The sequence below is a fragment of the Candidatus Zixiibacteriota bacterium genome (assembly GCA_016933955.1).
In the GTDB taxonomy this organism is placed as follows: Bacteria; Zixibacteria; MSB-5A5; order GN15; family PGXB01; genus JAFGTT01.
Map to the genome: position 1 here is coordinate 1 of JAFGTT010000036.1, position 14,135 is coordinate 14,135.

The window sequence follows — 14,135 nt, forward strand, 5'->3', positions numbered from 1 at the left end:
GACAGGGTGTGTTATCCAATCTGCTTGACACACCCCTGAATCCCCTCTCGAGAGGGAACTTTGAATATTTTCGTAAGTGGCAGACCTCCTCATTTGCTACCGCAATCTTTTTTTACTCTTTCCGCCTTCTTCCAATCATTCCTATTCCCTTTTCCTGTCAATCCAGACCGCATTTCATAAAAAAACCCGCCTCTTACCGGGCGGGTTTTAAAAATATTAATCTAATATTTCTATTTCTCGTTATTCTCCTCGGTTGTTTCCTCTACCGTTTCTTCGGCGGTTTCTTCAACCTCGGCTGCTTCCTGGGCCGCCAGAGCCGCTTCTTCCTCTTTCACCGGCTTTTCGGCCTTGGCACCCTTGCCCCGGGTTTTGGCTTTCTTGGTCTTGGTCTCGGTTATCGTCTTCTCCTCCAGCTTCTCGGCGATACGGGCCGATTTACCGGTCAATCCGCGCAGGTAGTACAATTTCGCCTGATGTACCTTACCCTGACGAATCCGCTGAATTTTAGAGATATTCGGCGAGTGAAGCGGAAATATCCTCTCGACCCCGATTCCCGACGACATCTTGCGAACCGTGAAAGTCGCCCCGGTTCCCGAACCGCGGCGGCCGATAACCGTTCCCTGAAAAACCTGAATACGTTCTTTGTCACCCTCTTTGATTTTCACATGAACCTTAACCGTATCACCGGCCTTGAAGGCGGGGACCGTATCCTTCATGAAGTTTCTTTCGATTTGCGCTAACCGTTTCATGGGTCTATCCTCTCATCTTAGCATTATTTTCGTCTCTTTTTGAGCTGCTCTATATAATCAGCGTCTTCTTTTTCCAGTTCGACTTCGTCCAGTAATTCGGGACGGTTCATAAATGTTTTTCTTATCGACTCTCTCTTTCGGTACCGTTCAATCAACCTGTGGTTTCCGCTTTGAAGTTCCTCCGGGACCTTCAGTTCCATAAATTCCTCGGGCCGGGTATACACCGGGGCGCCGAGCAGTTTCTCGGTGTGCGAGTCATACATGGCCGACTCGAAATTGCCCAGGACACCGGGAATCAAACGCGTCACGGCATCCAGCATCACCGCCGCCGCCCCCTCGCCCCCGGTCAGGACATAATCACCGATCGATACTTCCTCGATCTCGAAAAGCTCCATAATCCGCTCATCCACTCCCAGGTAATGACCGCAGATTATGGTCAACCTCTCCAGGAGTGAATAGGCTACCGCCGTCGGCTGGTCGAACCGTCGTCCCGCCGCCGAGGTCAAAATTATCTTTTCTCTCTCTCGACCGGATTTTTCATACCCCAGCGCTTTCAGGCAATTGTACAACGGTTCCACTTTCAACACCATCCCGCCGCCGCCGCCGTACGGCGTATCATCGGCGGTGCGGTGACGGTCGGTCGTGAAATCCCGCAGGTCGATTATTCGGATGTCAAAGAACCCTTTATCCTTTCCCCGGCCGATTATCGACTGGCTGATAACCGAATCGAAATACGCCGGGAAAAGCGTGACTATCTCAATCCTCAGCCGGTGAGTCAAAGATACCCTCCGGTGGATTCAATATTACCAGTTTTTTCTCTATATCAACCTTCTCAATAAACTGCCGCACCGCCGGAAACATATGCCGTTTCCCTTCCGGCCCCTCCACCACCCAGATATCATTGGCCGGAAAATATTCCACCTCGATTATCTCGCCGAGTTTTTTGCCCCCGATATCTTCCACCCGGCACCCGATTAGATCGAAATAGTAATAATTTCCTTCCGGCAACTCCTCCAGTTCCGCCCCTTTTATGTGCACATAGAGACCGGTCAACTTCCTGGCCTGTTCGGGGCTGTCAATTCCTTTTACTCTGGCGACCACTTTCCCGGAGATCATTCCGAAAGAAGCAATCTCCAGTTCCTTCCGATCGCCGTCCTTGTCAATCCAGAATATCCCCCCTTTTTCAAAGCGTTCCGGATTGTCCGACAATGGAACCACATATATATCCCCGGAGACACCTCGCGGCCGGCCAAACCGGCCGACAACGATATATTCCGGTCGTTTACTCAACTACTCAAGAATCTCCAGAACGGCACGTTTGCCCTTCTTGGCTGAAATAGCCGCAATCAGGGTTCGAATCGATTTGGCCGTCTGACCGTGTTTGCCGATTACTTTGCCCAGGTCGCCGGCGCCGACCCGAAGTTCATATACTGTCGTCCGTGAGCCCTGGACCTCGGTCAGGTCCACTTCATCAGGATTATCAACCAGTGCTTTGACGATGGTTTCGATGAAATCTTTCACTTCAATCTCCCTTGTAGATTCGGTTTCCGGTTTAGATTAACCCCTGGTAGTTTACACCACAACACTATTCCGTTTTGGCTTTTTTCTTGCTTTTGCGTTTCTTGGTGCGCTCGGTTATGGTCTCGGAGAGAGTGACTTCCGAAATATCCTCACCCTTCTGCTTCATCTCATACTTCTTCCAGAATCCCACCTGCTTCATCAGCGTGGCGACGGTGTCCGAGGGCAAAGCTCCCTGTTCCAGCCAGTGAATCATCCGCTCTTCGAATATTGTCACCCGGGCCGGCTTCTCAATCGGGCTGTAATAACCCAGCGTCTCGATAAAGCGTCCATCACGGGGCATGCGGGAATCAGTCGCCACAAAGCGGTACGTCGGTCTCTTCTTGGCACCCAAACGTTTCAGTCTAATCCGTACTGCCAATTGTCGTTACCTCCATCAATAGGTCACCCTTTGAAAGGGAAGCTGCCTTTCGGCAAACCCTTCATCTTGAATTTACTTACGTTTTTTATCATCTTCTGCATGGCGAAAAACTGCTTCAACAGCAGATTGACATCCTGGACCGAGGTGCCCGAACCGCCGGCTACCCGGCCTTTCCGGCTTCCGTCGATAATATTCGGATGCCGCCGTTCCTCGGCCGTCATGGATTGTATTATCGCCTCCACCCGGCTCATCCCCCGCTCGTCGATCTGCACCCCTTTGAGAGCCTTGCCCATCCCCGGAATCATCCCCATCAGCGACTCCAGCGGGCCCATCTTCTTGATCTGCTGCATCTGATCGTAAAAATCTTCGAGCGTGAAGGCATTCTTTTTCAGCTTTTCCTGAAGTTTCTCGGCCTTTTCGATATCGATCGTCTGCTGGGCTTTCTCGACCAGCGTCACGATATCGCCCATTCCCAGAATCCGCGAGGCCATTCGTTCCGGATGGAACGGCTCCAGATCGGACAGCTTTTCACCCGTCGATACCATTTTTATCGGACAGCCGGTGACAGCGCGAATTGAAATCGCCGCCCCGCCCCGGGCATCACCATCAAGCTTGGACAGCACTACCCCGGTCAGACCGAGACGGCCGTGAAACTGCTCGGCCAGATTAACCGCGTCCTGCCCCGTCATCGCATCGGCCACCAGAAGCATCTCGTCCGGTTTCACCCTCGCCTTGATCTCCTCGAGCTCCTGCATTAATTCTTCATCGATATGCAGACGGCCCGCGGTATCCAGAATAATCAGGTCGACGAAATTTTTCTCGGCATACTTCCTGGCCTCGGCGCAAATCTCCGGCGGCTTTTTACCATCGAGATGAAACACCTCGACATCTATCGACTTGCCCAGCAATTGCAGTTGCTTGACGGCCGCGGGACGGTATATATCGGCGGCCACCAGGAGCGATTTCTTGTTTTTGCGTTTGGCATAAAGCGCCAGTTTGCCCGAAAGAGTCGTCTTGCCCGAACCCTGCAATCCGCAAATCATAAAAACTGCCGGCGACCGGTCCAGACTGGCCAGCGGCTCGGCTTTCTCGCCCAGCACTTTTACCAGCTCATCACTGACAATCTTGATTATCTGCTGACCCGGCTCGATCGACTTGAGCACCTTTTCGCCGACGGCAAGAGCCTCGACCTGTCTGACGAAATCCTTGACAACTTTATAGTTGACATCGGCTTCAAGAAGCGCCCGGCGGACCTCCCGCAAGGCATCTTTGATATTCTTCTCGGTCAATTTTCCCGCGCCGCGAAGACGCTTGAAAATATCATCGAATTTTTCTGTCAGTTCACCAAACATATTAACAATAATTAACCCTTCCCCAATAGGCATAATTTCCCTATTGGGCAGACAGCAAATATATATAATCGCCCCGAAATGGCAAGCGATTTTCTAGGACTTTATCTTCCAGATAAACTGGGTATAATCAGGGGATAAGAAAAATGAGGAGCCGCTGACAAGAATATCCGCCCCCATCGAATGGAGCTTTCCGGCGTTGTCCATATCCACCCCGCCATCAACCATTATTTCGTAATGAAGGTCGTTTCCCCGGCGGTATTTATCGGCTGATGCCAGTTTGTCGTAAACACTGTCGATAAATCTCTGCCCGGAAAACCCCGGATTGACCGACATCAGCAGTAAAAGATCGATCTTATCCAGAAACGGGATGGCATACTCAAATTCCGTGGGGGGATTCAGGGTCAACCCGGCTTTGGAACCACCCTCTTTTATCCGCTGGATAAGATTCTCAACTCTTGCTTTATCAACTTGTCCGTCAACAACATAAACCCATCGCCGCTCGCCCAGAGGATGGGCCTTGCCGCCTATTTCAATATGAAAAGTGATATATTCGGCGCCCATTTTCAGATAATCATCAACCCAGTTTTCCGGGTCGGTGACCATCAGATGAGCGTCATGCGGCAGACGGGTGGTATTTTTCGACATTTTCGAGATAGCCGCCCCGAACGAGATATTGGGCGCGAAATGGCCGTCGATGATATCCAGATGAATCATATCGGCCCCGGCTTTTTCGGCGGCTTTGATCTGTTCGCCGAGTCGCGAGAAATCGGCGGCGAGTATGGACGGCGCAATCTTCAGCATAGCTGAGATAATTATATAACTTATGTAAGATGAAATCCAGAAGAAATATTACCTGTTATTCCGTGGGCGGTAGACGCCTGCCCTTATCACCAGTGAGCGCCCGTCTATTCAGCCTGTAGCTTTTCTAAAAATTTTGTAGCCCACCCAACGGGTGGGTAACGTAATATTAAAGCAAAAGGCGGCCATAAAAAGCCGCCTTTTAATGGTCAATTCAAATGTATCTTTCCTTAATGCCGATTGTCAGACCACCAGTCAATCAGCAATACAGCGGACCGAAAAACCTCCTTGCGCTGGGTAATTCAAACGAATAATACCGGATAAATTGTAATATAAGTGACGGTACATTACCGAGGAAGACCAATAAAAGGCACCGTAACCCATAATTTCATAATAACCCGTAAAGTCAGCACGATAACCGCCCGGAAGTGCATTAAACCCGCTTTCATTGGTGGCTCCAGTGTTGGGAGATAACCAATGCATGGTACCGATTTCTTTTAATTTTCCTCCCTCATCTGTTCCCCTGCATTCAGTTGAATTGGCTTGAGCCTGACTCATACCCAAATACATTTCCAACTGCATCCATTCATTATCACTTGGTACATGCCAGTCTATCGGAGCCAAATTCCGGCCATCATCCACCGCATACCAATTATATAACCGACCATAAGTAGTGACAATACTCTCATCATTATCATAATTGCAATATGCTCCCGTGGCAAGAGCTAGCCAAGCACCACTATCCGTAACATTTGGTATGGAATCACCATTACTGTAATGGGTTACTTTAAGATTTTCCGCCATCCACCACTGGTCACCAATTTTAACTGTTTGATAGACGTTATCATCTATATCTGTGAGGACTCCTGTTTCACCGCAGTCGGGTGCCGCACTATCAAAATACAGCCATTTTATTATATATGTAGCATCAAGGATATTAACACCACCGGAATTATCAACATCGCCGCACAGACCCGCATAGGAATCTCCGCAATCCGGTGCTGCACTATCATGATAAAGGTAATGCACAAGATATGTCGCATCCATAATATTGACACTGCCGGAGTTGTTGACGTCCCCGCAACTTGTCGCGTAATCCCTGGCCAGTGATATTACCGGCGTGAGCAGGATGATAATGCCTAATAGTGCCATCAATACTCTTTTCATGGTTCCTCCACTTGATAAATTGCAGAAATTGTCCCCGGTTTAAAACCGGAATTTGTAAGAATGCTTATTAACTTCTGTTCTTTTAACTGCAATAAGTAAGGCCATTTTTGCAAATATTCATTTTGGTGACGAACCAAAAATACTTGATTATTGCACTCTCACGATATCACGATATTTCTACCCCTATGATGATATTATTACTTTTCTACCTCCTTTCAAGTCAGTTATTAATTTTACCCTTCCGATTATTCCGGTGTGTAGTTTACCCTACAATCTTGTAGCCCACCCATCCGGGTGGGTAAAGTAACATTAAAGCAAATGAATCGGTTTTTTTCAATCATCCGACGATTCATTCGGAGTCTTCTCCCCTCCGGAATCGCCCAAAATACCGCAAATTCCGGGACTCCTGGATTATTGATAAATTATATGAATGTCTTAATTCAGGTGTCGAAACTGGTGAGCATTATCAGTAGAATTATACACTAATATAATTCCTGGCCGGGCAAATTGCAAGGAAATAATTTATTTTATAAAGCTCGGTTTATCTACTTATTTGATTCAAAACATGTTTAACGATGATTATACCGCGAGCGGCATACGGTCACGTAATCACCTGTTTTACGCTTCACAATACCTCTGTTATCAAATTAAAGGAATTTTAATCTATCTGGATTCATTAAAAGATAATGCTGAATCCTTTAATAAGCAAGAATAATTATATTTTTCCCCAATCTTATATTTTGTTGTCCAACAATACATTAATCTAAAATCAAGGCTTGCCACTCAAAAAAACGGCTTCTTTCACAATATAATAATTCCCCGCTTTTCCCCACCGCTTTACCCCTAATCCATACCCCGTCCCGATTTGTATGAAAACCGAAACAACCATTACTACCGCCGTCGAAATATCCATCAGCTCTATACCGAATCCGCCTGAAAACTTTTTTACTGACAAAACGAACCCATTTCATGGCCCTTTTAATAATAATACCGCACAAAAAAAATTCCGGAGGATGAAACGAACCCATTTGCCCGAATGGCCCGGGTCTTTAGGCCCGGGATAACGAATTCGCCTTGTCGCCGATCCGGCCGCTATGCTATGGGAAAAAAACAAACGGATAAAACGAACCCATTTTTGCCGACGAGTCGTACAAATTATGAACCTTTCACGACTTATTTTGTTATCCTTACTTATAATTGTTATGTCTTTAAAAGAAGGATTAACCGATGCCCGATAATATCCCCAAAACCGGAACCAAAGCCCCGGCTTTCACCCTGCCCGATCAGGATGATAATAAAATCAAATTGAGTGATTATAACGGCCGATGGGTCGTGCTCTATTTTTACCCCAAAGACAACACCCCCGGATGTACCACCGAGGCCTGTGAGTTCACCGGCGGTTTGAAAGATTTCGAAAATCTTGAGGCCGTGGTTCTGGGAGTTTCGCCCGATTCAACCGAAAGCCACCGGAAATTCATCGCCAAACAGAATCTCAAAATCACCCTGTTAAGCGACCCCGATCGCAAAGTGCTGGAAAAATACGGTGCCTATGGTACCAAGAAAATGTACGGTAAAGAAGTCAAAGGCGTCATCCGAAGCACCTTTCTGATCGACCCCGATGGCAAAATCGCTCAGTCATGGACCGGGGTTAAAGCGGCCGGTCATGCCGAAAAGGTGAGAGAGAAGTTGACCGAACTGGCCGGATAATTGAACTTGTATGGAAATATCGTCCGGATGGCCCGGGTCTTTGACCCGGGTTTACTCAAATCAGATTATCTCTTTAATAACCGGATAAATATGGCAGAGCCCGGTTCACAGGCTGTCCCCGGCCAGTTTTTCGGCCAGGACTTTGCCTTTGGGCCAGTCCACCTCCACCATAAACATCCCCCGCAATTCCCCGGCATAATACCCCGTGGCCTGATCATCGGGATACAATTCCATCAGCTTCGCCACCGTCTCCGGCTTCATACTCTCTTTGACCCCATGGCAGTTAAGGCAAAGTTTATCGGTATAAATCGGCTTATAATAATAGAATTTCCTTTGGCCCATTTCCTCTTTCCACTCGATCACGAACGGCGGAGCAGAACCTGCTTCGGCGAATTCGTACAGGATATCATGCTGGAGATCATTGACCTGGTTGTTCGGGTTACGACTGCGGTCGGTCAAACGCCAGATTTGCCATCCCTCCCGCGCATGGGCCATGGCAATTTCCGGGGCCGCCTCACTGCAAACTCCGATCGCCCTGACCGGTCCCCCTTCGCGGATGGCCTCGTTCAGGGAATACTTGAGGGATAACATGAATGATTCAATCTCCTTATCCGCCGCCTTCTTCAACATGGTCGCATCGGCATATTCACCGCTTTCTCTCTTTTGCTCGATCTCTTTATCCCTGTCGCTCTTATCCTTCGTACCGCAACCGGAAAACAGAAAGGCGGTCCAAAATAGAATAATCACTGGATATAAACTGATCTTTTTCATAATTAATCTCCACGCTGGCTTGATTTGTAATCAATATGCTCAATTGTCCTATAAATTCAATGTAAAAAAATAACCGCCGCAGTAATATTGACAAAACATGATCGGGAATTTAGATTCAATCTGATAAAAGGTATTAAGCACATGATGAATAAATCGAAAAATACCAAAAGCCTTTTATTATTGGCAATTGTGATGGGTTGCTTTCTTTTGGCATCGGTGGTTCGGGCCGGTGATATCAAAGGAACCCAGCCGGCAGTCAAGGAACCGCCGCCGGTGTATTCGGCAGAACGTGACGATGGATCCTCGCATGCTTATTATGAATTCGGGCTGGCTTTCCTGACCGGTACCGGGACGCATGATGTCCGGCATGGTCTCGGAGGTGATTTTCTTATCGATTATGTCCGCTTTTCTCCATTGATAATCAATTCGGGATTGTATCTGAACTGGTCCCGGCTGCACACTCCTTATCTTGACGACAAACCGTTCGTCTCGGCCCAGGTTGATCTTGATGCCCTGATCCGGCCGGAAATCGGCCGTTTTAAACCCTATCTTGGCGGAGGATTGACCTTCTATTACAATTCCTGGACCACCGATGAATCACCCTGGCCGCCGGTGATGGGACCATACGATGAAACCGTGGGTCATAAGGTTTATAAATATGGCTCGGGATTGACCCTCAATGTGCGGGCCGGAAGTCAATTTAAAATCAGCCGCCGGATTTCCATCTTCTTGGATTCCCGCTATCTTCACGCCCATCCATCGGTCAAAACCAATGTCTACAATTTTTCCACCCTCGAGGAATATACCGAAACCAATAAATACGATATGCGAACCGTGCTATTCTCGATCGGGGTGGTTTTCCGAGCTTTTAATTGATTTATTCGGTGGTCGAAACCTTCAGGTCGATCTCTTCACCCTGCTCCAGTTCGGTGGCTTCTTCGACCGACTGCTCCAGGACGGTTTCGGGCAGGTAGTTTTCATCGCGAACATGGGTCACCAGACCCACTTTTAGTCCCAGGTTATGCAGGATCGCCACCGCTTCCTCGAGCGAGTGCCCCACCAGCTTGGGCATGAAGACAATCCCCGAGAGACTGCCGCGGTTGACCATCAGGTTGACCTGTGAGCCGATCGGGATCATGGTTCCCGAAGCGGGGTAAGCGAACACCACCACCCGTTCGGGAAGCGAATCGGAAAAAGTCCAGGCGATATCTCCCAGCACCAGGTTGGCGGCTTCGATATTGAGCTTGGCCTGCCGGACCGAGAACCCGCCCAGCGGCGGCACCTCGACCAGTTTCTGGCCGCTCGAAACAACCACCTTGATTATCCGTCCCGATTTGACCATTGTCCCGGCTGGCGGATACTGAGAAAGAACCGTTCCCTCCGGTTTATCGGCATGGTATTCTTCGGAGGTGACTTCTGTATCCAAATCCATCAATGTCAGCATTTCCTCGGCGGCATCCTTCCGGTAACCGATAATATCCGGAAGCTCAAACTCACTGCCATGCCGCGTCACCAGCGGCATGAAGATGGAGTCGAAGAAAAAATACAGAACCAGAAGCGCCGCAATCGGAATTATGATAAAGTTAACCGCTTTCCTCTGCCTGCTGCCAGTCGGGAAATGGGTTTGATACCAGCTTTTACCCGGCTCCGATGTTGATCGTCGTCTTGGCTGTACCATATATCAAATGTTACAATTTTAATGATAAAAGGTCATCAACTTTTTTTCGGTGTCGGCTTTTTTTTCAGCCGGGCCGCAAAAGAGCCGGATAGATTGGGAATGTTCGGATACGTTTTCAGAAAACCTCGCTCGGAAACAACCTCACTGTTATAATATTCGCCCGCGGATTCCAGTTCAAAGTCGTTGTTGCGAAGCAAAAATTCTTCGACAATCTCATCGTTTTCCCTGCGAACGATGGTACAGGTTGAATAAACCAGAACTCCGCCCGGCCGCACCAGTTTGGCCGCCTTATCGATCATCATCCTCTGGACATTACACAGCTTTTTGATCGTATCCTCGTCTTTGGACCAGCGCAGGTCACTATGTTTACCGGCGTTACCCCAGCCGCTGCAGGGGACATCAATAATAACCCGGTGGAATGGGCCGCCTTTGAATTCCAGGTTATCGGCCAGAACCGGATTGACATTTTTGACTCCAAGTCTTTTGCAGTTGTCTATCAGCAATTCCAGCCTGGCCCGGGATTTATCCACAGCCGTTATCATTCCTTTATTATGCATCCTTACCGCGGCATAAGATGTTTTTCCGCCGGGAGCGGCCGCCAGATCAAGAACATTTAACCCGGTTTTCGGATTCAAAAGCCGAATCGCCATGGCCGCCGATTCATCCTGGATATAAATTTTGCCGGTTTTAATTAACTGTTCTTCAAGAGGAAGCGGTCCTTCTTCGAGGTGAAAGAATTCTGGAAGATAATTACCCCGGGTGTACTTGATACTTTCCTTATCCAGCATCTCTGCCACCTGCTCCGGTTTGGCCTTGAAGACATTGGCCCGAAAAGATATTGACGGCGGGCGATTCATGTTTTCCAGAAGGACGGTCGTTTCCTCAAAACCGAATTCATCAAGGCAGTACCCGACGAACCAGTCGGGATATGAATAGAAACTACCCAGGTAGGCAACCGGATCATCCTCCTTCTTACGAAAAACCACTCTTTCGGGGTACCTCAGGGCATTTCTCAAAACGGCATTGACCAATCGCGCCCGGGGAGCATCACAAAAATGATGAGTCAGGTTGACTGATTCCGATACGGCCGCCGCGGCCGGAATCCGTTCCGTAAAAAAGAGCTGATAAAAACCGAGACGCAGAATATCGATCAGACGCTGTGACATTTTCTCCGATGGTTTACTCAGAAAGAAACGGATATCATGATCCAGCCGACGTTTCATTTTTATGGTTCCATTAACCAGCTGTCGAATAAAGCGAATATCGAGGGATGTGAATTCCTGGTTTTTAATAGCCATGGCAATTGCCTCATCGGCGGTAAATTTGCCACTCTCTACCAGTCCCAGAATTTCCACCACGGCACCACGAACCGGGTCATGGGTGATTTTCTTTCTGACTCCTGACACAGCTTAAAACTCCATCGGTGTTAACCGATTACCCTGATCATCAAGATACAGTAAATCCTTGCGGACAATTTTCAAAGCCGGGATAGCTGAAGCATTTACCAAGCCAGCGGCCGCAATTACCTCCGATGGCCGGGCATAACCAGCCGTACCAACTCCCAGTTCGAGAATAATTCCAGCCGACCCCGGATCAATTGTCCCTTTCTGGAGATAGTCGATTTTGAAAACGGCCGATCTGATATCTACTGTCTTAATCTCCGTCTTTGTTTCCCGATTAATTTCGACTGTTTCCCGATTCATCAGATTATTGATTTTCTCCGGAATGCTTCCGTCGCCTTCGACTATCACCTCATAAACCGCCCTGTTAAGTCTCGCTGACAGTGACTGCTTGCTGTCTATTATCGACATAGCCTTAATAATATAATAACCATCCGGGAGACATTCGTCCAGCCGATCGGCCATCGATGGCAAAAAGGGGCGTTCAAGTTGAATATCGAAATATTCCGCCTCCGACATATAACCCAGTTGCAGCGGCGGACCAAACGATAGTTTCATATGCGGATGAAAACCAAGTGAATATTCCACCGGCATTCGGCTTCGACGAATAGCCCTCTCAAAAACCCGGACATTATCGAGATGAGAGAGAAATCGAGTCAAACCCCGTTTTCCCCAGCGCACCCGAACCTTACTTTTGGTGGGAATCGAGGTTGATCGCGGAGTTAATTTTTTCCGCCCGCGGCCGAATCCATCGTCCTCGTCCGGATCGCTGTCCGGGGAAATCAAAGGTGGAACATGTTTTTTCTGTTCCTTAAGCAAAGTCGAGGTACGGTTACGCTCCTTAATTAAATATTCAACCGATTGTTGCATCTCAATATGCGACCAAGGCAATTCCGACGAAAAGGATCGGCCTTTCATATAATCGTAGGGATCGAGACCATGTTTGCGAAAGGCCTCCATCCACAATTTGAATTTAAAATTCTCCGACCAGCCATCGAATCGGGCACCCGTTTTGAAAGCGGTTTCGATGACCTCTGCCAACTCCCGCCCGCCGCGGCCCATAATTCCCTCAATAAACGGCAGTTCGGGGTCGCGGAGTTTGATATTGACCAAGCTACTTCTGACATTTCGCTTTATATAATCGTTCTTGCGTCTTATTTCTTCAGGCGTAGCCTGTTCATCCCACTGGAAGGGAGTATGCGATTTGGGAGAGAACGGCGAGATGGTGACATTGATAGTGTATTTACCCGTGCCGTTTTTGGCAATCGTAACCGCCTGACGAATCAGGTGAACAATACCCTCAACATCCTCATCAGTCTCGGTCGGCAGTCCGATCATGAAGTACAGCTTTACCAATTTCCAGCCATTCTTAAACACCAGGCTGATGGTATCCATTAAATCTTTATCGGTGATATCCTTGCGGATGACAGCCCGCAGCCTTTCAGTTCCCGCCTCGGGGGCAAAAGTCAATCCTGTTTTTCGTGTGGTCTTGACCGCTTCGGCCAATTGCTGGGTGAATGTCCCTGGTCTCAGCGATGGTAACGACAGGGCGATTTTTAATTCTTCAAGCATTCGCGACAATTGAATGGTCAAAGGGATAATGTCCGGGTAATCGCTCGACGACAAAGACAAAAGAGAAACCTCATCATGGCCGGTCTGTTCAATCTGGTTTTTTACCTGCCTGATGATATCTTCTTTTTCTCTGGGTCGAACCGGTTTATAAATTGCCGATGCTTGGCAAAAACGGCAACCGCGCGGGCAACCCCGCATAATCTCGACCGTTAATCTGTCATGCACAATCTCTATGAAAGGTACAATCGGTCTGGCAGTATACTGGATACCTTCCAGTTTTTTAATACGACAGCTCTTAATCTTTGACGGCACGAAATCAAATAAAGGACGGCGCGTTTCGGCATCATAGAAGTGCGGGACATAAATAGAAGAAACCTCCCTGACAACCCGTTCCAGTTTTTCGATACGATTCAAACTTTCGGAATCATTCAACACCTCGAGTAATCGCAGGATATTTTCGTCGGCGTCGCCTATATGAAACATATCAAAAAAGGCCGCCGTCGGCTCGGGATTGTGGACCACCGGGCCACCGGCAATAACCAGCGGATCATGATCGGTTCGATCGACTGCCCGAAGCGGGATACCGGACAGGTCAAGAATATTGAGGACGTTGGTGAAGGTCATCTCGTAGGCCAAGGTGAATCCGACCAGATCAAATTCCTTCAACGGCGTAAATGATTCCAGGGTGAAGCAGGGAATATTCTCACGCCGCATTACCGCTTCGGCATCAATATCCGGCGCGAAAAATCTCTCGCATAGAAATCGCTCATCGGCATTGACGATGCTGTACAGGTTTTGCAACCCAAGATACGACATTCCGATATCGTACTTGTCGGGATACCCGAGAGCCAACCGAAAATGATTTTCGTGGGACTTAACAAACTGGCCCGGTTCCCCGCCGGTGTAGCGGCCGGGCTTCATGACAAAAGGAAAGAATTTTTTTTCCAACAGGTGCTGCATATTCTGACGATATAAAAAAATTCCCGCTTATTTGGAAATTAA

Annotated in this window: 14 protein-coding genes; 2 read left to right on the top strand and 12 right to left on the bottom strand. The window is 48.3% G+C overall.

Annotated features, from left to right (window positions below; all coding sequences use genetic code 11):
* Nucleotides 1-230: 230 nt before the first annotated feature.
* The 8 genes from rplS to JXQ28_12735 all read right to left on the bottom strand — a co-directional run bounded on the left by rplS (nt 231) and on the right by JXQ28_12735 (nt 6,005).
* Nucleotides 231-749, bottom strand: a complete 519-nt coding sequence (rplS, locus tag JXQ28_12700; protein MBN2278591.1) for a 50S ribosomal protein L19 — start codon at nt 747-749, stop codon at nt 231-233.
* A 23-nt stretch (nt 750-772) separates the two neighbouring features.
* Complete coding sequence (gene trmD / locus JXQ28_12705) at nt 773-1,516, bottom strand: tRNA (guanosine(37)-N1)-methyltransferase TrmD (protein ID MBN2278592.1); 744 nt, start codon at nt 1,514-1,516, stop codon at nt 773-775.
* A complete protein-coding gene (gene rimM / locus JXQ28_12710; protein ID MBN2278593.1) occupies nt 1,506-2,039 on the bottom strand; it encodes a 16S rRNA processing protein RimM in 534 nt (177 codons plus the stop codon). Before rimM ends, trmD begins: the two co-directional genes overlap by 11 nt.
* Nucleotides 2,040-2,270, bottom strand: coding sequence for a KH domain-containing protein (locus tag JXQ28_12715; protein ID MBN2278594.1), 231 nt, complete (start codon nt 2,268-2,270; stop codon nt 2,040-2,042). It lies immediately after the preceding gene.
* Between the two features lie 64 nt (nt 2,271-2,334).
* The gene (gene rpsP, locus JXQ28_12720) at nt 2,335-2,688 is read right to left on the bottom strand and encodes a 30S ribosomal protein S16 (GenBank protein MBN2278595.1); all 354 of its coding nucleotides are present in this window, start codon (nt 2,686-2,688) and stop codon (nt 2,335-2,337) included.
* 23 nt (nt 2,689-2,711) lie between these two features.
* On the bottom strand, nt 2,712-4,040 hold the full coding sequence (ffh, locus tag JXQ28_12725) for a signal recognition particle protein (protein ID MBN2278596.1): 1,329 nt from the start codon (nt 4,038-4,040) through the stop codon (nt 2,712-2,714).
* A 93-nt stretch (nt 4,041-4,133) separates the two neighbouring features.
* Nucleotides 4,134-4,841, bottom strand: coding sequence for a ribulose-phosphate 3-epimerase (locus JXQ28_12730; GenBank protein MBN2278597.1), 708 nt, complete (start codon nt 4,839-4,841; stop codon nt 4,134-4,136).
* A 252-nt stretch (nt 4,842-5,093) separates the two neighbouring features.
* Nucleotides 5,094-6,005, bottom strand: coding sequence for a hypothetical protein (locus JXQ28_12735; GenBank protein ID MBN2278598.1), 912 nt, complete (start codon nt 6,003-6,005; stop codon nt 5,094-5,096).
* A 1,227-nt stretch (nt 6,006-7,232) separates the two neighbouring features.
* Between JXQ28_12735 and bcp the strand changes: the two genes are divergently transcribed.
* Nucleotides 7,233-7,712 (top strand): thioredoxin-dependent thiol peroxidase, encoded by a 480-nt coding sequence (gene bcp, locus JXQ28_12740; GenBank protein ID MBN2278599.1) that lies wholly within the window; start codon nt 7,233-7,235, stop codon nt 7,710-7,712.
* A gap of 105 nt (nt 7,713-7,817) precedes the next feature.
* Here the strand turns inward: bcp and JXQ28_12745 are convergent, their stop codons facing one another.
* Nucleotides 7,818-8,483, bottom strand: a complete 666-nt coding sequence (locus JXQ28_12745; protein MBN2278600.1) for a DUF3365 domain-containing protein — start codon at nt 8,481-8,483, stop codon at nt 7,818-7,820.
* Between the two features lie 192 nt (nt 8,484-8,675).
* On the opposite strand from JXQ28_12745, the gene JXQ28_12750 reads away from it, so the two are divergent.
* Nucleotides 8,676-9,359: a hypothetical protein gene (locus JXQ28_12750; protein ID MBN2278601.1), complete on the top strand. Its 684-nt coding sequence runs from the start codon at nt 8,676-8,678 to the stop codon at nt 9,357-9,359.
* A gap of 1 nt (nt 9,360) precedes the next feature.
* Here the strand turns inward: JXQ28_12750 and JXQ28_12755 are convergent, their stop codons facing one another.
* Genes JXQ28_12755 through JXQ28_12765 form a run of 3 tightly spaced genes read right to left on the bottom strand, consistent with a single transcriptional unit; the run spans nt 9,361 to nt 14,081 of the window.
* Nucleotides 9,361-10,161 carry a PASTA domain-containing protein gene (locus JXQ28_12755; GenBank protein MBN2278602.1) on the bottom strand — a complete coding sequence of 267 codons (801 nt, stop codon included), beginning with the start codon at nt 10,159-10,161 and terminating at the stop codon, nt 9,361-9,363.
* Between the two features lie 35 nt (nt 10,162-10,196).
* Nucleotides 10,197-11,567, bottom strand: a complete 1,371-nt coding sequence (rsmB, locus tag JXQ28_12760; GenBank protein MBN2278603.1) for a 16S rRNA (cytosine(967)-C(5))-methyltransferase RsmB — start codon at nt 11,565-11,567, stop codon at nt 10,197-10,199.
* A 3-nt stretch (nt 11,568-11,570) separates the two neighbouring features.
* Complete coding sequence (locus JXQ28_12765; GenBank protein MBN2278604.1) at nt 11,571-14,081, bottom strand: TIGR03960 family B12-binding radical SAM protein; 2,511 nt, start codon at nt 14,079-14,081, stop codon at nt 11,571-11,573.
* Nucleotides 14,082-14,135 lie beyond the last annotated feature (54 nt).